Origin of the sequence: Pseudoalteromonas sp. S558 (assembly GCF_005886635.1) — a bacterium.
GTDB lineage: Bacteria > Pseudomonadota > Gammaproteobacteria > Enterobacterales > Alteromonadaceae > Pseudoalteromonas > Pseudoalteromonas aliena.
Genome location: NZ_PNDU01000150.1, coordinates 1 through 21,092, shown reverse-complemented (window position 1 = coordinate 21,092; position 21,092 = coordinate 1). Strand labels below are relative to the sequence as shown.

13 protein-coding genes are annotated in these 21,092 nt (G+C 36.2%); 6 read left to right on the top strand and 7 right to left on the bottom strand.

What is annotated here, in order from left to right; genetic code table 11:
* Nucleotides 1-146: 146 nt before the first annotated feature.
* Both CWB66_RS11720 and CWB66_RS11715 read right to left on the bottom strand, forming a co-directional pair.
* A complete protein-coding gene (locus CWB66_RS11720; RefSeq protein WP_138585517.1) occupies nt 147-1,745 on the bottom strand; it encodes an ABC-F family ATPase in 1,599 nt (532 codons plus the stop codon).
* A 272-nt stretch (nt 1,746-2,017) separates the two neighbouring features.
* Nucleotides 2,018-2,755 carry a substrate-binding periplasmic protein gene (locus CWB66_RS11715; RefSeq protein ID WP_138585516.1) on the bottom strand — a complete coding sequence of 246 codons (738 nt, stop codon included), beginning with the start codon at nt 2,753-2,755 and terminating at the stop codon, nt 2,018-2,020.
* Between the two features lie 234 nt (nt 2,756-2,989).
* On the opposite strand from CWB66_RS11715, the gene CWB66_RS11710 reads away from it, so the two are divergent.
* Nucleotides 2,990-4,228 (top strand): UPF0149 family protein, encoded by a 1,239-nt coding sequence (locus tag CWB66_RS11710; protein WP_138585515.1) that lies wholly within the window; start codon nt 2,990-2,992, stop codon nt 4,226-4,228.
* 542 nt (nt 4,229-4,770) lie between these two features.
* Here CWB66_RS11710 and dndE read toward each other — a convergent pair.
* From dndE to dndB, 4 genes are read right to left on the bottom strand one after another with little or no spacing between them, the layout of a single operon-like run.
* Nucleotides 4,771-5,118: a DNA sulfur modification protein DndE gene (dndE, locus tag CWB66_RS11705; protein WP_138585514.1), complete on the bottom strand. Its 348-nt coding sequence runs from the start codon at nt 5,116-5,118 to the stop codon at nt 4,771-4,773.
* Nucleotides 5,115-7,070: a DNA sulfur modification protein DndD gene (gene dndD / locus CWB66_RS11700; protein WP_138585513.1), complete on the bottom strand. Its 1,956-nt coding sequence runs from the start codon at nt 7,068-7,070 to the stop codon at nt 5,115-5,117. The genes dndE and dndD overlap by 4 nt, the downstream gene beginning before the upstream one ends.
* Nucleotides 7,071-7,073: 3 nt before the next feature.
* Entirely contained in the window at nt 7,074-8,657 is a 1,584-nt protein-coding gene (gene dndC / locus CWB66_RS11695; protein WP_138585512.1) for a DNA phosphorothioation system sulfurtransferase DndC, read from the bottom strand.
* Nucleotides 8,650-9,735 (bottom strand): DNA sulfur modification protein DndB, encoded by a 1,086-nt coding sequence (gene dndB, locus CWB66_RS11690; RefSeq protein ID WP_138585511.1) that lies wholly within the window; start codon nt 9,733-9,735, stop codon nt 8,650-8,652. The genes dndC and dndB overlap by 8 nt, the downstream gene beginning before the upstream one ends.
* Before the next feature lie 196 nt (nt 9,736-9,931).
* Here dndB and CWB66_RS11685 point away from each other — a divergent pair, with 196 nt between their 5' ends.
* Genes CWB66_RS11685 through CWB66_RS11675 form a run of 3 tightly spaced genes read left to right on the top strand, consistent with a single transcriptional unit; the run spans nt 9,932 to nt 16,045 of the window.
* Nucleotides 9,932-12,868, top strand: coding sequence for a P-loop NTPase fold protein (locus tag CWB66_RS11685; protein WP_138585510.1), 2,937 nt, complete (start codon nt 9,932-9,934; stop codon nt 12,866-12,868).
* A complete protein-coding gene (locus tag CWB66_RS11680) occupies nt 12,868-15,354 on the top strand; it encodes an amidohydrolase family protein (protein ID WP_138585509.1) in 2,487 nt (828 codons plus the stop codon). The genes CWB66_RS11685 and CWB66_RS11680 overlap by 1 nt, the downstream gene beginning before the upstream one ends.
* Nucleotide 15,355: 1 nt before the next feature.
* Entirely contained in the window at nt 15,356-16,045 is a 690-nt protein-coding gene (locus tag CWB66_RS11675) for a hypothetical protein (RefSeq protein ID WP_138585508.1), read from the top strand.
* A gap of 203 nt (nt 16,046-16,248) precedes the next feature.
* On the opposite strand, the gene CWB66_RS11670 is transcribed toward CWB66_RS11675, so the two are convergent.
* The gene (locus CWB66_RS11670) at nt 16,249-18,318 is read right to left on the bottom strand and encodes a DNA phosphorothioation-associated putative methyltransferase (protein WP_138585507.1); all 2,070 of its coding nucleotides are present in this window, start codon (nt 18,316-18,318) and stop codon (nt 16,249-16,251) included.
* A gap of 457 nt (nt 18,319-18,775) precedes the next feature.
* Here CWB66_RS11670 and CWB66_RS11665 point away from each other — a divergent pair, with 457 nt between their 5' ends.
* Together CWB66_RS11665 and CWB66_RS11660 are read left to right on the top strand one after the other, a co-directional pair.
* A complete protein-coding gene (locus tag CWB66_RS11665; RefSeq protein WP_138585506.1) occupies nt 18,776-19,651 on the top strand; it encodes a nuclease-related domain-containing protein in 876 nt (291 codons plus the stop codon).
* A 159-nt stretch (nt 19,652-19,810) separates the two neighbouring features.
* Nucleotides 19,811-20,728, top strand: a complete 918-nt coding sequence (locus tag CWB66_RS11660) for a histone deacetylase family protein (protein ID WP_138585505.1) — start codon at nt 19,811-19,813, stop codon at nt 20,726-20,728.
* Nucleotides 20,729-21,092: the final 364 nt, after the last annotated feature.

The following is a 21,092-nucleotide window of genomic DNA, read 5'->3' as shown; positions in this document are numbered from 1 at the left end:
GTAGGCGTAGAGCTTGCTCGCGCGAGAAGCGTAGCTTCTACATATTAGAGCAATCTATACGGTGGGTTTACGGGTTTTTTATTCATCACCCATAAAAAAACGGCGCTAAATTTAGCCCCGTTTTTGTAAGCAATTAGAAAAAGCGTTTACGCTTTTTTCTCTTCACAACTTGAAAGGTATTCGTCAAACGTACCTTGGAAGTCGATTACTTCTTTATCTTTTATATCAATAATACGTGTCGCTAATGATGATACAAACTCTCGGTCATGGCTTACAAAAATAAGCGTACCCTCAAAGTCTTTAAGCGCATTGTTAAGCGCTTCAATTGCTTCCATATCCATGTGGTTAGTTGGTTCGTCCATGACAAGTACGTTAACGTCCTGCATCATTAACTTACCAAATAACAGGCGGTTTTTTTCACCACCAGAGCAGTTGCGGGCTTTTTTGTTTGAATCGTCTGCGGTAAACAACAAGCGGCCTAACATGCCACGAACCATTAAATCGTTGTGCTTAGCAGTGCGCCATTGCGACATCCAATCAAACAAGGTTAAATCGTTATCAAAATCTTTTGTGCTGTCTTGTGGGCAATAACCAAAGGACGCATTTTCAGACCATTTAATTTCGCCCTCTAAACTTTTTAGCTCATCTACTAAACAGCGTAAAAAGGTGGTTTTACCCACACCATTTTCGCCAATAACCGCAAGCTTAGCGCCGGCTTCTAGTAATAAGTCGCCACCAGTAAATAATGTTTCGCCATCAAAACCATGGCCAAGCTTATTAACTTCAAGCGCTTGACGGTACATTTTTTTACCTTCGTCAAACGAAAGCGATGGGCTCATACGGCTTGACGATTTAACTTCATCAAGCTTAATTTTATCCATTTTTTTAGCGCGTGAACTTGCTTGTTTAGCTTTTGACGCGTTAGCACCAAAACGGTTAACAAAGTCTTGTAGCTCGTCAATTTCTGCACTCTTTTTAGCGTTTTCAGCTAAAAGTTGCTCGCGTTGTAGGCCCGCAGCTTCTAAAAATTTCTCGTAGTTACCTGGGTAAATACGCAGCTCGCCGTAATCAATATCGGCCATGTGTGTACATACCGAGTTTAAAAAGTGACGGTCATGGGAAATAATAATCATCGTACATTTACGTTTGTTAAGCTCGTTAGCAAGCCACGTAATGGTATGAATATCCAAGTTATTGGTAGGCTCATCGAGTAGCAAAATATCAGGGTTTGCAAACAACGCTTGTGCTAAAAGCACACGTAGTTTCCAACCTGGCGCTACGTTTGCCATTAAACCGTAATGAAATTCTTTATCGATACCCGCTTCAAGCAAAATTTCTTCTGCGCGGCTCTCTGCTGTGTAGCCGTCCATTTCTGCAAATACGCTTTCAAGATCGGCTACTTTCATGCCGTCTTCTTCGCTCATTTCTGGTAATGAGTAAATACGTTCGCGTTCTTGCTTTACTTTCCAAAGTTCCACGTCGCCCATAATTACCGCGTCTACAACGCTGTATTGCTCAAAAGCAAACTGGTCTTGGCTTAGGTTACCTACTTTTAACCCTGGAGTAATAGAGACATTACCCGCACTTGGAACAAGCGCACCGCTTAAAATTTTCATGAAAGTCGACTTGCCGCAGCCGTTAGCGCCAATTAAACCGTAACGGTTACCGTTACCAAATTTAGCTGAAATGTTTTCAAACAACGGCTCTGCGCCAAACTGCATCGTAATATTTGCGGTGGAGATCAAAAAAGGTAATCCTAGAATTAGTACTGACAGGAGTACGCTGCAGCAACACGCCACAAACAAGAACCAGACAATAGGGTAAATTAGCTGGCGAATTATACAGATCAGCCAAGAGGAAGGAAAGGTAAAAGGTTAGTTTTACAGCCATGAAGCTGTTTTCGGCGCATCTTATAATTTAATAGCGCTTTAGCTTGCCAATAAGTGCCCAAAGCGTATTAAGTTTTAGAGTGTATTTAATCGCGGCGCAATTTTAAAACGGCGTTATTTAATCGCTGCTACTTAAATAATGCATCAAGCGCTGCTTTGTTGCTTGTAATATGTTGGCTTATTATGGCGACTTCTTCAGCCGAAACTGTTTTTTTGCTCAGCATTAAATGTATTTGGTCTTTATTTACAAACTTAATGTTATCGACTAACTGCAAATTAGCGCCGCGCTTACTAAAAAATGCGCCAACGAGCGAGTCTTCAATTGCAAAATCAATACGCTTTTTATTAAGTAGTTCAAACCGCTTACTGGCCGAGCTGGTATATTCAATTTGTTTTTTATACCTTTTTTTATATTGCTCAAACTCTTTGCCATAATAGCTTCCAAAGTTAGCACCTACAGTAAGTCCTTGTTCAAAAATATCGCCTAGGTTTTTAATGTTATGTGGATTGCTTTTATTTTCATACAAGCGCATAACCTCAGTTCGGTAGCTATCGGTAAAGTAAACATATTCAGCACGTGCATCGGTATAGCTAGCAGCCCAGCCTATATCTATTCGGCCATGTTTTAATTCGGTAAAAGCGCGTTTTGAATTAGGCAACAGCTCCACTTTAAAACAAAAAGGGGAGTCTTTAAAAATAATATTTAATGCCTCTACTTCAGTGCCTTTAAATATATCACTCATTCCCATGACATATGGCGGCCAAAAGGCATCGTGGGAGGCAATAGTAAATGTTCTGTCGCAAGCAAAAGCGCTGTGTGATGCAGTGCAAAGTAAATAGAATAAAAGGGTGTTTAGTCTCTTCATTACAGCTCTGTTTTAATTATTATTTGTTTATTATTAATACAGTATAAACCAGCTTGAGTATTTTAGTGAAAAAAGGGATGTGTAAAAATATAAATGCGAGGCAATTTACAAAACGAGCACGGGGGCCGAGCACTTAATTACACATTGACTTATATTATAAATTTAACAAATTATATTGTTGGTAACTTTAGCTATCGGTACACTAAGCTAAATTTATATATAGCAGAGCACGTTATGTCGCCAACAAAAATACGCAACGATGTTATAAAACTGAGTGCATTAAGCGCTAAAAAACCAGATTATTACTTTATTCAGGGTTATTTAATGGGGTTGGGTGTATTACCACAATTGCTTAACCCGAGTGAGTGGCAACCAGATCTATTTGGAGATCTTAATGTTCAAAATGCGACTGAACTAAAATACTTAGAAAGCTTAATGGCTCTGTATAACCAGTGCATGGAAAAAGTAATTCAAAACGAATTAAAAATGCCTGCTAAGTGTAGCCTGTCTAAACAAGATTACCGTGATTCACTTAAACCTAATATGCCCCTACCAAGTTACTGTAAAGGGGTTTTACAGGCACTTAAACATATAAATAAACGCATGCTTGATGCAGAGCAAAAACAGGCTCTTAATAACCTGAACAGCGTTTTAAAAGCATTTTCTAGTGAAAAAGCAGCAGCAAAAGAATTTGGTGAATTTGCGCAATATAACGCCCAAGAATATAAACGTAATTATGTTTATTTTATGGCCGACGCTATTTTTGAACTTCGATTTAGTAATGACCTAACTTTAAGCGATGAAGATGAAGCAGAATTTAACAACCTCTTTTTAGACGAAGAACCAAATGAATTAGATGAGCTTGATGAACTACTTGAACTGGTACTCGCCGATACAGAGCTAAAAGCACTTGAGCCAATGCAGATGCTTTTAGAATTGATGGAAGGGCACATTACAAAGCAATTTATTAAAGACAACACTGGGCACTTTTGGGGGCTGCAAGAAACACGCCCTTATATGATGCTTCGCGCGCATCGAGCAAAAATACACGCACTGCATGGTTATACCCAAAAAGCGCAATCAGAACTCGAAGAGTTACTAAAGCTAAACCCAAACGATAATCAAGGTAATCGCTTTTTATTAATGAATTGCCTAATAATTAATAAAGAATGGGACAAGTTAGACAGTCTATTGGTTAACTCCGACAGTGAAGAGCTACACGCAACAGCAAGCCGTGCGCTAAGTGCTTTTGTAAAGCATGGCGATTCAAAACCCGCTAACGATTACAAAAAAATGCTCCAGCAGCAAAGTAAACACTTTGCCAAAATACTCACAGGGCAAGAAAAACTAAAAGAACAGCCGCCATATTACAGCCCAGGCAGTAAAGAAGAGGTCGGTGTTTACCTTGATTCATTAGGTAAGCAGGCGTGGATTTCGGTTCCCGCGAGTCTTTTTTGGCTAAGAAAAAAGTAATAACTAAACGCGTAAAAAATGCTAAGCGTGATTTATGTCGCGCTTAGCATACCGCTGATTCAATTTTGAAGTGCATAACCGTTATTCAAAAATAGGGATCACGCTTGTTATGCGCAGTGCTGGCGAATTATATCGCCTAACTGCTGCACCATTTTAAAGCGTATTCTGATCTCATTAATGAGTACCTAATCAGTCATTTAGGTGTTAATGACTGATTAGGTGGTATTTAATTACATGCTAATATCTTAGAGCTGAGATTTTTAACTAGAGCCGAGCTTACGTCTCGTTGAGGAGGCGGCCAAGAATGGCGACTGTCGATTATTACTATTCTGGTTTTAAAGTCATAGCTAACGTGAGGGTTGCGCTGTTTTCTCAAGTTAACAAATTGCTACAAATGCAAGCTCCCCATATTCGCCATCCTTGGCGGGGTTAAAGCTTAACTTACATCTCTGTATGTAATTACTCATTAATTTTTTGGATATGATCACGGGGAGATAGAGAGCTTTAACTTTGTTATATAAAACTAAGTATCTTTTAGGAAATTAAAAAACTAAATCTCCAATACTCTTTGCGTTCCTGAAGCTTTTAGAGCCTTGCATTACGTGGTAAGCCCACGCTTTTGTATTTTCTTGAGTATTTTGTTCTGGATATAACATTTGCAAAGTCATTTCTGTAGCCAATGTAGTATCCCCAAGCCAAGTTACTTTATCTAAAGAGAGAGTTCCATCTAGTTCAATTGGCTCATTGTTATAGCGATTGCCGCTTTCAACAGATATAAAAAAAGCCATTCTAGCTAAAATGTTAGGTGTTACTTTTGTTCGCCCCTTTAAACGCCTTAAAAATTCATCAGTTTCTTTAGTTAATTTCATTCCTCTATTAGGCAAAATCATACAACACCTACCTTGTCTTCATCCCAAAAGTAACCAGTAGTTACAGAAGATGTTTTTGTAATTTGATCAAAACTAATATCATATTTACGAGAAATAGAATCTTTCATTTGCTTTATATATTGCTCATTTATTTCAGTGTCGGTAGAAAGAATAATTACCTGCTCAGATGCTTTAGGAAAATAGTGCTGAACAAGCTTATCTCGATGGTTTGAATCCAATCTACCCAAAGGAGTATCGATTACTACAGGGAGTTTTTTACCTGAAATTGCAGCTAATGCATCAAGCATTGCAATAGCGAAAATTTGCTTCTCACCAGCAGAAAGACCATTTTTATCAATGTTATTACCAAAGTTATCTAACAAAATTACATTATAACTTTGAGGGTCAATACTAATATCAATCTTAAGATCTTCTTTTCTATTGAGTTCTTTATAAGATTTTATAAACTTGGTTTCAATCTCTGTCAGTTTTAATTTAGCTAGTTCAGTTGCAAACTCATCTAATAATGTAATAGTTCTACTTGCTCTAATAGCTGAATCTTCCTCGCCAAACGCCGTTTTCATTTCTTTTTGAAGTTTAACTAACTTACTTGTTAAATCCTGCGCACTTTTAAAGAGTGTTTTAGCTTCAAGTAGTATATTTTTATAATCTTTAACAAAGATATTTTTTTCTTTTTCTAAAATTCTTAATTTATCAAAAGATTGTTGTAGCTGTTCTTGCTCTGGGGCTCTAGCTATATTAATTGAAGCATTTTCAATTATATTTTGTAGTTCCACTAACTCGAGCTTTAAAGCATTGGCATTTTTTAAAGAACTAAGTGCACGTTGAGTAACTTGTGCATGAAGCAATGCACTTTGTTGCTCACTTAAATCAAACGTTGTTAAATTATCTTCCGGTTTACTGTATTCACTAGCAGCGCTTAGTAGCTGATCTTTATAATCAAAAAATTGTTTTGAGTTATGCTGTTCTAAAAATGAATTAAGCTGGTTTTTAAAAGCAATTTTTTTAGCCGCACCGTGAGTTTTAGCTATTTCATTAAGGAGGGCAGACAGTGTATTTTGAGCTAAACTGAGGGCATAATCGCCTTCTAGTTCTTGTTGTAACCGGCTTTCAAGTACAGCCTTGTTCTGAATGTTTATATCTGTAGATTTTATTGTAGCTTCACGACTTGATGCCCAAGCTCCACCACCGGATAGCAGATCTTGTTCTGCAGATGTTATTTTAAGGTTCAGTTCGGTAATGCTATTGAATACTAAATCGGCTTGACTTCGTTTTAGCAAAGCCTGCGCAAGTAACTCATCTTTTTCAGATTCTAATGCGTGGTATTGTTCTTTAAGTTTTTCTTCACTTGCCGCTATACCTGCTTTTCGCAGATAGATTCTTAAGTCTTCTTTTAAACGAGTTACTATATCTAACCCAAGCAAGCGTTTTACTGCATGTTGTAAAATTGCTCCGGAATTATCTTCAGCAAGTTCGGCTATTTTTTCACCATCAAAAAAAACGAGATCGGCAATACCTGTTGGTATTAATTCAAGTAAAAAAGCCTGAGCCTGCTCGTAATTAAGCTCAAATTTTTCAATATCATTCTCAACAATAACGAGTTCGTCAATGGAACCGTATTGCCAATGCCTTTTCACGCAATAGTTGTAGCAAATACCTTGTCTTACATAATTAAATTCAAGCTCTAAAGATGCTCGCTTATTATCAGTTTTACCATCGCTATTATTAATAAGTTTTTGTAATTCATTTATAAAAGCAGGATTTGAAAGTGAGTCAGAAAAGGCTTGCCTACCTAATAAAACAAATCGTATTGCAGTTAAAATGCTTGTTTTACCTGCCCCATTTAAACCACCAAAAAGTATAATAGGTTTATCTTTTTCAGGTCTTAAATCAATCTCATGCTTACCAGCAAACACTCTAAAATTATTTAAACTTAGCTTCGTAATAATCATTGTTTATAAATCGCTGTTTATTAGTGAGTCAATTCCGTTTAACTCAGCTTGAATTTCATTTATATCTTGCAATAGTGAGTACTGTAGCGTTTTTTCTGATTCACGTTTTTGCTTTGCAGCATCTACATTCCCCCAGTCTTGACGCAGTATTTTATCTAAACGATTAAATATACCTTGGCGCTTGCCTAGTCCCGACAAACTAAGTTCTAAATCAATTAACTTTTTAACTAATTCGGCATCAATTTGATGAACTTTCGCCATATGGTTAATCATTTCAGATTCAACATTAGTAAATGTATTGCCGTCATCCTCTAAAAATTCAACCGGTCCGTTAGGGTATACACGCTTATAAATTTTGGGTAAGTCATCAGCCCAGTCAGGAGTTAACGGATCATTTCGCCATTGAGTGCGTATTTCATGAAGTTCATCTTCTGTAATTAACGAAACATCTCTGCCTTGCTCATTAATTTCCTTCTCCATCGTTAATAGATGCTCTAACCACTCTTTTCTGAGGTGTAGAAAGTAAGGACCGTGAATAAACTCAATATCTTTTTCTTCTTGCATACCGTGTTTTACGCTTACTTTTCCGTCGCGTCTGCGATTTTGACGGTACAACCCTTTTACACTGGGTTCAGTAGTCGAATGCAAGAAATTTCTAAAAGAAGCTAAAGGTTGTAACCAAGTTTCACCATTTGCGATAAGCCCATCAATTGCTTTATCTTTAGTAACTACCGTACAGCTCCAACAGCCAAAGCGAGATTTCCCGCAACCCGGAGACGAAGCAGTTTCAACTAAAGGACATTCGCCGCTAGTTGAGTTTGTACTGTCGTAAAGCTCTACTAAGGCAATGTTAGATGTACCCCAAGGGGTTTCCCAAGGGCCTAGTTCAGCGTATTGTCTTGGAGCAATTTTCTGTCCAAGTAAATGCCAAACTTCCTGAACCTGCCAATCTTTAATTGGTGCATACCTTCGGTAGTGTGGGTCAGTTTCATCAAAATACTCTTTACCAGAATGGTATTTTTCTAATATATCTTCGCGGTTTTTACTTTCTTGAGAGCGAGAACCAATAACAACAATAGGAGCTTGGTCTGCACTAAATTCAGTTTTAGCAAAATCCTTGAATGGATTTAGCTTTATTTTTTCAGTACACCAGCGATTCAGCTTTAAGTTAGGCGCAGGATAGCCACGCCCTAGTAAGCGAGACCAAAAAGTATCACTGGCTTTGGGGGTAATAACGCGAGTTTCTATTGGTAAATCTGTAATACTCGCTGCGCGTTGTAGTGTCTTTATAGCATTTAGCGCTTTTTGCAGATAAATAGGGACTTCAGCTAAGGTGTCGCAAAACACAACGTAAACTTTATTCGTACGTTGTTCAGGGCTTAAACCAAGTAGAGCTAAATACACAAGCGTTAATATAGCGGTTGAATCTTTACCGCCGCTAAAAGCAACAACCCAAGGTTGGTTTTCACGCATGTATAAATATTGAATCTCCGCGAGTTGCTCCTTTAAAGGACGCTCAGCAAAGGTTTGGTCTTCGATAAAATCCATGTAGTCATGGATATCGTCATAATTTTGAAATTCAAACATGATTACTACTAAACTCTTCTTCTAGTTTTTTATCATCGCCTTCAAGTTGTAAATCAAGAGCCTGCCTCAAAATATTGGCAGTGAGTTTAATATTACTAGAAGCTTTGGACAATTTTCCGTGGTGCAATGCTCTATTGTCCCATATAGGGTTGCTCTTTCGCCAATCTATTTTGTTTAACTTTTGCAGAACACGCTGCCAATCTCTAGGGTGCTGTGCAATTAATGACTTACCCATGCGGCCTAACGCATGTAAACCAATGCCATGAGCATGAATATACTCTTGCCTAAAATTAGCAGGAGAAAGCTCTTTATTATGTACTTGTTGCCATTCAGTAATAACACCAAAACACGCTTGCCAAAAACTAACTGCAATTTGTAAATCACCATCTTCAAAATGCGACTTTGCATTTTTACTGAGCAGTATTTGGCTTGCTTGTTTAATACTACTTAACGTAAATAGCTTGGCACTTTTGGGCGAAACAGTCGATTGTTCCATTTCAGTAAAACCTACAAAAGGCTTTATCTCTGTTGCTAGGTAACGCGCAACACCAGCAGACGAATCCCTAAAATCATATAACGCACTAATTGAAGGGCTAGGCTTTACAGCATACTTATTTAAATCGGCAAACATTTGTTGGCTACGCTTCAAGCCTTCATCAACAAAAAACAAAACAGATATATTATCTTGACCTAGCTCAGGCATTTCTTTTAATGCTTCTTCAATGGCTGCACGGCGATGTTGCCCATCATTAATCAATATTTCAGCATCCATAGGTACTTGTAATACACCTAAATCATGAGCCCCATCATGAGGAATAAACCGTACTTCCGTACCGACTGATGCGGTAAGTGACGAAAATACATACTCCTTAGGGTTATCAACTAAATAACGTACCATTTCAGGGAGGCGTGTCCGATTTAAAGTACGTTGTGCCCGTAGTTCTGCAGGCACTTCCTCTTCATCAAATAAAAATATTTTAGGAATAATTCTAAGTGGGCAAGTAGCAATGTAAAAAGGGCGACCTGCTTGTTGCCCTCTTACTGCTGGAAATGAATAGCAATATTTGTTTTCAAACATAATTAATTCTAGTTTGTTATTTTTAGCAAAGTGTAACATTTTAAATGATAACTTATAATCATTTGTTTGTTAAAAATAACAAAGCTTTTTCTTGTTCAGTTTGCATTAACTTTTTATTTTGATGTTTGTTCCTTTTTCGACTTTGAATTATTTATAGTTATGATTTAATGAATAATAATCTAAAAAGGATATTTAAATGCCAACTAAAACAGATGTAAATAAAAATACTATTGAACTAAATCTTGATATGCCAACAGACGTTATTAGTCTTGGAAACAATCAACTTTTTCAGATTGACGCAAAAGCTTCTTTTGAACTAAAGATTAGTGGTTTTTTAAAAAATATAAAGTTGAAAAGTGAAGATGATAGTGAGCTCTTTTATGAGCGTGCTCATAATGCAATTACTATTTGCGGTGCTAGGGGGACTGGTAAATCTACATTTATAAGAAATATTTTAGATGATTTGGCTAATGACAAGGATGGTGAAAATTTAGTTTTACCAGTAATAGACCCTACTTTAGTATCTTCTAAAGAAAATGTTCTTGTACTAATAATATCATTGATCAAAACAAAGATAGACAAGTCCTTCCCTAATACAAATATCTCTAACGAAAAATATTCAATATGGCAAAAAACATTAACGGATTTAGCCGGTGGATTGTGTCAAATAGATGGTATAGGTGCTCAGACAAACTATGGGGATGAATGGGAAGATAAAAATTATGTTTTAGAGTCAGGCCTACAAAAAGCAAAGCAAGGTCTTAGCTTAGAAGTTGCTTTGAATCAGTTTATCAAATCGTCACTTGAACTAATGGGGAAAGAGGCTCTTGTTATTACATTTGATGATATTGATACTCAATTTGAAAGAGGATGGCCGGTCTTAGAAACTGTAAGAAAATACTTAACACACAAGCAATTAATAATAATAATTTCTGGTGATATTGATTTGTATAGAACTCTTATTAGAAGAGCTGTATTAGAATCCATAGGTGACACTGTTCTGAATTATGATAGACCAAATAATAAATTTCATAATCATCAAAATACCTGGGAAAGTGATCCTTTAATACAGAAAATTGATCGATTAGAAGAACAATATTTATTAAAAGTTCTTAAACCTGAGAATCGTATTCATATGAAGAGTCTACGTAAAATGGTTGAGGAAAAAGGGGACTCTTTGTCTTTTCAAGTTACTGCAGGACAGGGTAATAGTGAGAGTTTGCAAAGTTATCTTAATAAAATTTTTAATAAAATTTTAGGTAGAAATAATAAGAATCAGATTTATATCGATGCGATTCTCAGCTTGCCAGCTAGAACTATTTGGCAATTTCTAAAAACGACTCAAGAGCTCACTAAAGAGCAAAGTTACGAAGAGTTAAGAAATGCTCTTACAAATGTCAATCATAGACTGACGGATATATTTTCTTCAGCCCTATTATCACAAAATATTGATACAGATGGATTAATGAGCTCAACTTCATTTGAAAATAGAGTTTTTAATGCTTACTGGCATTGGCTAAGTGCAAATAAGCTACAGAACAAGCTAGAGCCATACTTACCAACATATGAACACTTTAATCAAAATCAGTTAGCAATTACTTTTTCATCTTTGACGGCTCTTACTAAACATATATCGCCGAAAAGTTTTATAGCTTGCTCTTTGAGAAATAGTTCGGTTAATTTTATATTTCAATTCATTCCTAACATGGATAAAGAGCTGTTTGAATATCTAAACACTCAAAACTCACCAGAGCTATACGATTTTAGCTTACGTGCATCCTCTATTATTTCTCACTTATCGAGTAGCATGAGAGTATTGGCTATTAGTGTTCCGGATAACCAAAGTTTCACAATAAATAGTGCCTTGAAAAGGGTTTGGGGATACAAACCATCAAAAGACACCAAGGGCAAAGAAAAACGAGTCATTCTAAAAGACTTTGTTGAAAAGATAGACTTTGAGAAGAGTCGCATTGAGGCACAGAAAAATATTTATCTTAGAGAGTATTGGAAAGTAATCGAATTACAAAATGATAAGTTAACTGGGCAAAAAGGTATTTTCAATAGGTTATCAGACTTACCTTCAACATTTGGTGGGCTTCCTAATTTAGTTCACTTAATGACTGTGAAAACAAACACTAGTCAAGGTGAACGAAAAAGCTATATTTGTTTTCCGTTGTTGATTGCTAGTATCGCTGAAATTTTAATAGTCGAAACAGAAGACGAGATTACTGAAAAATTAAAAGATCTTGTAGATAAAGAAATATTACCAAAGCCGGTGTTTCTTGATGATGAAGCAAGTCTAATTGACGATGGAGAGGAAGACGAGCTTGACTTCGATACAGAAGGAAAAAATACGTGGGGCCAATTTTTTGAAGCTTTAAGTATATGGATTGCTGAAACTAAAAAAAGGTTCCAAACAATTTCAGTTTCTCAACAAACTTTAGAGAGCGCCTTAAAAAGATATTATAAAAATGCGGATTCAATGTGCCAAGAGAATAGAAAGTTAGATCCCTACTTGGGTAACCTCTTACATCGTCATTTAATTGCTTTTTTAAGTGCATTACACTTTGAAGAGAATAAGCATTCACTTAATTCTAAAAAGTTAAATAGTAAATCCAATCCGACCTCGGACCGTGTATTTATCGAAAATATTGGGAAAGATGAGTTAGAGAAGCAGAGCTCCTTAGATTTAAGCGAATACCCACTATTAGATGTTTTTTTATCATGTCCGTTGATTGGCGTCTTTTTATATCCACACTCTGAAAAGAAAGTCGTCCATTATCAAGGCGTTAATTGGTTTAATACTCATGTGGCCCAATTTTATTCTTACACTGGTGCTAACCAAGAAAAACTAGATTACAAGTCTGCAATAACTGCAACATGGAAGAATGGTGATAATGAAGTAAGTTTCCATGGTCTGTGGGATATTCTCAATAGCGTACCACTTAACACTAGTGAAAAATTTAAGAATGTAGCAAGTATATTTAAAGAGGTCACAGTAAATAAAGAAGCGACTTCAAAACAAAAGCAAGATGATGAAAACGCAGTCGCTAATAAAAACGAATCCGACAATCAAAATGAAAATAACATACTAGACGATAATGAAAACAACACACTAGGCGATAAAAAATAATGCCTCAAGAGTTACTTAGAGAAAGTTTTCGAAACTCCGAAGCTCTAAGGCTTTATACTGAGAATGGCTTTATTTTACCAAGTCAGCTAAGTCAATTATTGTTTCAGGGAGTACATCGTCGAAATGCTAAACGACCGGATTACTTAATAAAAAATAGACAAAGCTTATTATTGAATACAAAAGGTAGTAGCCTATCAGACTTCCTACTTAAGGTATTAAACAAGTTAGCTTCTCGGTATGTAGAGCCAACTACAAATGGTCAACTTCTTGTAAAAACAGATTTATTTAGCGAGTGGCAAGAGTTAATCACAGAGGTACCGCCAATAATAGCGGTTGCCGAGTCTTTAAGAGAAAGATATGGTTCACCAAATATATTTAGCCGTACGGAATTACTTGATTACATAGAAAAAGTAATATCACCACAAGTTAGATATAGCGTACTACCTTCAATTAAAGATCCTAGATTAGATGAGTTGATAGAGCGGCTCCAGTTAGATGACTTACATGTTCATTTAAGTGGTTCAACAGAAATAGAGCAAGTGTGGAGAATTGCACTTGAAAAGCCAAAAACATTTGCTAATACCTTGTTATGGGCAAAAGATAATAACTTAGTTAAAGAGCAGTATATTGCCGATGAATTGGGATTTAATCAAAGAAAACAGTTTAAACGATTAAGAACGGCTAAGCTTTTAAGGGGGGCATTATTAAAAAAAGTCTTTAGCCCTGATGAGAGTATTAATATTGTAAGTATTAATATGGCTGGAAGTTTTAATGCAATTGATACAGTAGAGCAAGATGGGTTAAAGGCTTTTGTACAGTTTAAAAACTTATTGAGTCATATAGATAAAAAAAATAAAACCCCATTAGCTGAGGAAACTTTATTTTTAATACTAATTTTTGACTACTTAAGTTCGCGTAGAGACGATGATGAGTTTGCTCAAGCTCTTTATTATTATCTACTGCTAAAGTGTCAATTTATGCGATTAATTGTACAGCAAACTCAAAATATAGGTTTTGAACAGTTTCAAAAAATTACTTTTAATCAGATGCGGCGCTCGGCCGAAGTTGAATTTGTTTCTCGTTTCCATCAATTTTCCTACAAAGAAAAAAGTGATATAGCTTTATTGGAGGGTCGTTATGCACCCAGTCTAAAACTAGAAGATAATATAGCTACGTTAAAGTCTATTTTAAAAGATTTTGATAAATTCAATAGTGAAAAAAAATCTAACTCGGCTAATAATACTGTTCCTTATGGTTTACTTGATTTACTGAGCTCTGCTCAGCAAAGTAGAGGGAGTCTTAAGCTTGGCTTACTTGCCCATTTTATAAAGAAACCAGATAGCAGATTGATAAAGCTAAAAAAAGGAGAGCATGATTTTGGCTGGACATGTAGGCAGTTCTCTCTAAGAAATGAAATAGAAAAAACTCGTCGAGCTATGGTTGCATTGACAAATAGGTATAGCGGGTTGAATGAATTTTTATTTGGCTTTGATGCGGCGTCTAATGAGTTAGATGCAGGACCTGAAACATTTGCACCTGTGTTTAGACGACTTAGAGCTAATGGTTATCACAATTTTACTTTTCATGCAGGTGAAGATTTTGTTCATCTATTATCGGGGATCAGAACTGTAGCCGAAGCAATCGACTTCTTAGAGCTAAAAACAGGTAATCGAATTGGTCACGGAACGGCAATTGGAATAAATCCAACACTTTGGCGTGACAGAATTGGTAGTACCCTTGTTATGAAGCAAGGAGAGAGATTGGACGACTTAGTATTTTCATATCGTATATTGTGTGAAAGTGATATTGAAGGACGCATATTACATTTAATGGAAGGTGAAATTCGTAAACTTTCAGCAAAAATATATAAAAAAGGATACTCGGCACAAGATCTTTATGATGCTTGGAAATTACGCTACTTAGACCCTATTTTAGCTTTTGAATTAAAACGTGCGTGCAACAGTTACCTACGAGATGACATCCGCAAGGAGTTAGCGCATATTGAAACCATTAAAGCTGAGCGAGAAGTTGCTTTCGAGATATTCGAAAAATACCATGGCATTAATAACACAAACTATGTTTATGAATATGAAGAATTGATAGAAGTTGATCTTACTTGCCCTTGTGAAAAAGCATTTACATATGAAGTTTTTCGTATGCTACAAAAATATGTATTAGGTAAAATTAATCGTCGCCACATGGCTATTGAGTCCCTCCCAACAAGTAACGTACGAATTAGTTTTTATGAAAATCACAGTGAGCACCATATTTTTGATTGGTTAGGTGTAACCGAAGAAAAAGGCATGGAAGTGCCCGTTGTATTAGGTTCTGATGACCCTGGTATATTTTCAACAAATCTGCGTAATGAATATGCACATATTCTTATCGAGTTGGATAAACGTTTACCTTCTATGGATGCAATTGCAAAGTTAGAGCAAATAGTGCGTAACGGCAAAATCTGGCGTTTTAAAAAATTGAGTTATTAAAATGAAAAATGAAAAAGTAAAATACAAGAGTTCACCGCAGTGGCATGATTTTGGAAACTATCAATCGTTCGAACGCCAATGCTCTAATTACTCAGATTATTTAAACAGCTATGTGGTCTGGTTTGCAAAAAAGAGTAATGTTTGTCGTTTTGCAATGAAACAAGGGCTTTTTTTGGCGATGTTTGCCGGTTCTTTATTCTTTATAGGAAAATTTGAAGGCGATTATGAAAGTATTGAGTTATGGCTTTTAAGCTTATTAGCATGCTTTATTTTATTTATAAGTTTACTGCCCGATTTGGTCACTGATTTAGGCGTTATCAAGTCGAAATCTAATATTTTAATAATATCAACTTATTTTATACCATCGGTATTAAAAATGCTAAATATGGACTTAGGCGTTATTATAATTCCATTACTAGGTATTGGGTTGGGGATGTCTGTCATTTTTTATTTTATAAATAGGCTGGAAGGTTATACTCGCGCTTGGTCACGTTACAGAACGGCTCAATATAAAGTGTCTTTAATTAGTTGCCAAAAAGTAACAGGCTTATTGACAGAGAGACAGGCACTTTATCGCCTACATCAGGTTATTAACCGTGAAGTAGAAACACGACATAAAGATATTGTTAACGATTTACATTTTTTTGGCGACAAAATGAGTGGGCTGTTTGGGAAAAGTACAAGTATTTAACTAATACCGCTTAAACCAAATTACCTTAAAAAATCAGATTGATTCAAGCATACCTGAAATATTGGGTAAGTGTTCATTTATTAAATTTGTAAACGATGATAACTGACTGCGGAACAAGTTATCATCGTTTACAGATAGTTTCATGCTCTTACAGGCTCGAGTGGTATGTTAAAGCTAAAAACGATGGGTGTTTTAAACTGCGATTAGCTTTGCTCTTTAACTTTAAAAAACTTATCTCCTTTTAATTCTACAGCCCAATATTCAAACACCTTTTGTAATATTGACCAATTGGGCCATTCTGCTTTGGGTACACCTTTAAGCATATCAGTAAGCTTTTTATCAAATCGTTGTTGGTTTTTATATCCATTACTGCTTTTTAGTAAATAATCTATTTTGTTATAAAGTGGCTGTAGCGGGTAGTCGCTTCCGTAATAAAAGTAGTCGATATCTTGCTCTAGCATTTTTACTTTTATTCGCTCAGTGAGCAGCGGTAGTTTTTTATTAAAGTCATCATATTTTAAAAAAGTAACTTTACCGGAGCGCATATGTATTTTTACTAAATCTACATCGTCAATATCGCCATACAACTGCACGGCACAGCCTATGTAAACACGTAGTATTGCGGGGAGTTGGTTTAAAAAACGAGTGGGTAAAATATATGAGTGGTTGTCGTGTAACTCACCGAGTTGAATCTGCTCATAGGCTTGATAACAGGCATTGCCAATGTTAGTGGGATCAGCAATTGAAAAAAGTAGTTTTTTAGCTTGCTCAAGCGCTTGGTTATAATTGTTAAAGTGAACTTTTAGATCTCGCGTTAGCCTTGCAGGCATATGACTTTTAGCTTGGCGTTTACCAAATAAACTAAGTGCAAAGTAAACGAGTAAATCGTGCTTTCGTTTTTGTTGTGCTTGCTCAAACTCATTCTGCTCATAGTAATTTTGTAGCAAGTTAAATGCTTTATTGTGACTGGCTAAGTATTTGCGCAGTGTTGTACTTTGTTCAAACTCGTCGTTTGCAGGTAAACGACCAAAGTGAAGGCAGTGTTGCCAAAAGTCATCAAGTAATGTTTGGTGTTTTTCAAATAAGGTTTTTTGTTGTGCTTTAGGTAATGCCTTTGGCTGCGCTCTTTGTGTTATGTGTTGCCAATTATAATTTTGAAATTGAAGCTCTAGGTGGTGTGCCTCTTCTAGCTGTGGGCATTTAAAAATAGCAATTATGCCTTGCCCAAAGGCCATTGTTTTAACGTTTAGGGTTTGCTCTATGTAAGCTCTTATTTGAGCTTGGCTATAGTATTTTTGAAACGTATTCCATTTAGTAATTACGCCATCTTTGTATTGTTTAAAGTGTTCTTGCTTGGCTTCGTTAGCTAACATTACTGATACTAAAAGTAGCTGATTTGTGTGCTTGTAAGCATTTTTTAGCGTTTCGGTACGCTCATTTACGTTTTCGATTACGTTAAGTACAAACCCTAAATTAACTATATCGCTTTTTTGTTTACACCCATTGGGGCGGTGCACTGGGTCCCACGCATTTATATTAAGCCCGTGGGCTTCAAGCTCTGTAGCATCGTCTGCTAGGCCGCAGCCGTAATCGAGTATTGAATAATCACCATTTAAATAACCATACTTTGCCAACTTTTGAAAAGGTGCAGAAAGCCTATCACGATTTATTGCAGTTAAATGGCGTTGTATTACTTCTCTTTTTTGCTCCATTTTGGGTTGTTTAACCTCTGCGACTTTATGAAGCATTCCTTTCTCGTCTAGCTTGTAACCTTTACGCTTTATTAAGTTTTGCCACTGTTGTTTAAAACCAATGCTTTTAGTGTTTTGGTATAAGCCTATTTGTTCACCTTCGTTTGTTATTTTTTTAAAGGCGTTGTAATTATTGTTGGAGGGCAAAATAAATGTTTCTTTTCGATGCAATATAGGTGGGTTATCCGAATTGCTATAGTTTGTTGTTTTTATTGTTAGCTCTGCCGCGTCGATTGTATAACTAGTATGAAGTGCAGGGTAAGCATAGTTATCAAAGTCGGGATAGTTTAGTAATGTGAATTTTAAATCGCGTTTATAGAGTTTTAGTAAGTTCCACGGCTCATCAATGTTTAATTGGTTTATAGTGCTCTGAATAAAACTTAGTAGCTCTGGTTGAAGTGCTGTTTCAAGCGAACTTTTATGTAAGTAAATAGCGGTAGGTAATGATTTACCATGTTTGAGTGTTTTAACTAAATCACGGTATTTAGGAAAGCTTAATGATGAGGGTAAATTGGAATCCATTAAATTGACTCGAGCAGCTAAGATAATTAAATATACATAACGCCACAACCAACGACAAATATGAAAGCAGTTGGTTAGGCAATTCCCCCGTGATCACACCCGAAATTAAATTAATGATGAGTAATTTAAATTGAGGAAATAATGTGATCCCCGGGCGCCGTGGGTGACGAATGACCAAAGCGTAGCTTTGCAGCTTGAGGAAGTGGAAGCATGGATGCTGACAGGAACCCGGCTTCAGGGATGAATTATTAGCAGCAGAGCTTATTTGAAGAAGACCGCCCCTTGGTTGCCGTCGCCAAAGCGATATAAGTAAATTATTTTAAAAGCTTCGCTTTTCGCGCGAGCAAGCTTTGCGCCTACGAGTGTTTAGGTGAACTTTGTAGCATGAGTATTGAATAATGCGACATGTACCTGTTTTTAAGGTATAAAGTAAACATTGTGATTATAGGAACTCATCATGGATGATTTATTAAACCAAGGTTTAAGTCTTTTATTTATTATTGGTAGTGTTTATTCATTATTAGGTGTTTTGCTTTTTAAGATATGGCTTCATCAGAAGAATGCGAAATTACCTGTAGATCGCAAAAAGCTTAAACGTGTTGCTGCGCAAACACTCAATGAACAAGTTAATGATAAGATTGTTGATGTAATTGGCTTAATCTTTTTGTCTGCTTTGATAGTTACAATGCCTTTTGCTATTAAAGGTGTTGCTGAAATGTTTGCCAGCGGTAAGTTCAATTACTTTTTAATTACTATGATCGTATTGGGCTTTGCCTATGTTGCACGAAAGCTCTGGCTTAGATCTAACGATTTAATTAAGTTAAAACTTGGGCGTGATGCAGAACTCGCCGTTGCTTCTGAACTTATAGAATTACAATCACACGGTTATCAGGTATTTCATGATATACAGGCCGATGGCTTTAATGTCGATCATTTAGTTGTTGGACCAAATGGGATATTTGCTATTGAGACCAAAGGCAGACATAAGCGAATAAAAGACGATACAAATTACAAAGTGAAGTTTGAGAATAATCATTTAGCATTCCCCTCTTGGTTTGAAAGTAAGCCGCTAAAGCAAGCTCAAACTCAAGCAAATTGGGTAAATAAATGGCTGTATGAATCTACCGGTTTTAATACTCCGATTTTACCTGTTTTATGCTTTCCTGGTTGGTTTGTAGAGCTAAAGCAGAGACCAATCTTTCCAATCGTTTCTCATAAACAAATAGTTAAAACTATCCTTTCAATGCGACAAGTTAGCTTAAATCAAGAGCAGCAGCGTGCTATTTGCTATCAAGTTGTACAGCGAGCCTTAAATGATAGTAAGGCAATTTAAAAGCTTCGCTTTTCGCGCAAGCAAGCTTTGCGCCTACGTTAAATTTAAAGGCTATCCTAAAAAGTGGTGTATCCCCTTTGCAGGTGTGCAAGGTAACTTAGTACTTCTTAGGGTTTTAAGTTACGCTAAGGAACTTGCAGAAACGGAAAATGCATAGACATGAAAATTATTTATGAGCCTCGCTTTAATTATCAATTAGGATTACTAAAATACTTGCACCCGTTTGATGGTGAGAAGTTTGCAAAAGTAATTACAGAGCTTGATAGCTTAAATATTGAAATAATCCATCCAATGGGGCCTGTTTCATCTGTCGTGATCAATGAATACCTCAATGAATTAATGAGAAAGTTGGTTTTAAGTAAAACGCTTGTATTTAGGGCTTTGGAAGTTCCTAAAATTCCTTTTGTTAGCTTTAATTTTCTCGATAATAAAATTTTGTTACCTATGCGCTTAGCTGTTGCGGGAACTTTATTTGGGGCTGAAAAGGCATTGGGCTCTGGCGATATTATGTGGAATTTATCAGGGGGCTTTCACCACGCTAGCAACGTTAATATGGAAGGCTTTTGTATTTATAATGATATTGGAATTAGCTATCAACAATTACGTAAGAATGGTCAATTAAGTGAAACTGATAAAGTATTGATTATAGATGTTGATGCGCATCACGGTAACGGTAATGCCTATTCTTTCAAGGATAATGTAAATGTACATTTATTAGATGTATATAATGCAGATATTTACCCAACCTCTGATTTTACGCGTAACAGAGTCAATTTTCCTGTTCCATTGAAAAGTGGTGTTGAAGGCCATGAATATTTAGATAAGTTAAATCAAGCACTCAAGTTAGTAAAAGCTGATTATGCCCTAGCATTTGTTATTGCCGGAACAGATGTGTTGGCTATTGATAAATTAGGTGGTTTTAAACTTACCGTTAAAGATGTTGCTGAACGGGAGAAATTCATACTTTCTCACTTGAAAAACCTTGAAATACCAACTGTTGTCACTGGTGGCGGAGGGTATTCTAAACAAAGTGCTTTAGCTATAACTGCTGCGATTAAGGCATGCTCAGTACTATAAAATATAAATCCAACTAATATCTATGATTTTGTTGCTATTTTACAAGATACTAAAGCCTTTCATTCATTATTCAGATTTTCTAATATAAGTTTTTGTTACAATCTTTAAAACATAATTATCTGGAGTCGACAATGGTTTTTATGGGGGTCCTATAAGCTCCAACTTAAGCAGGGAGTTACTTGCAGTAAAACTTATCTGTATATCAGATCAATATTTAGTTGCCGTCGCCAGCGCGATATTAAGTAAATTCAATTTAAAAGCTTCGCTTTTCGCGCGAGCAAGCTGGGCGCCTACAGTAAATTTTAAGGCCGCTGCTAAGACATTTCCCCCTTCACCTGCAAACATATAATTAATGAGTAATTAC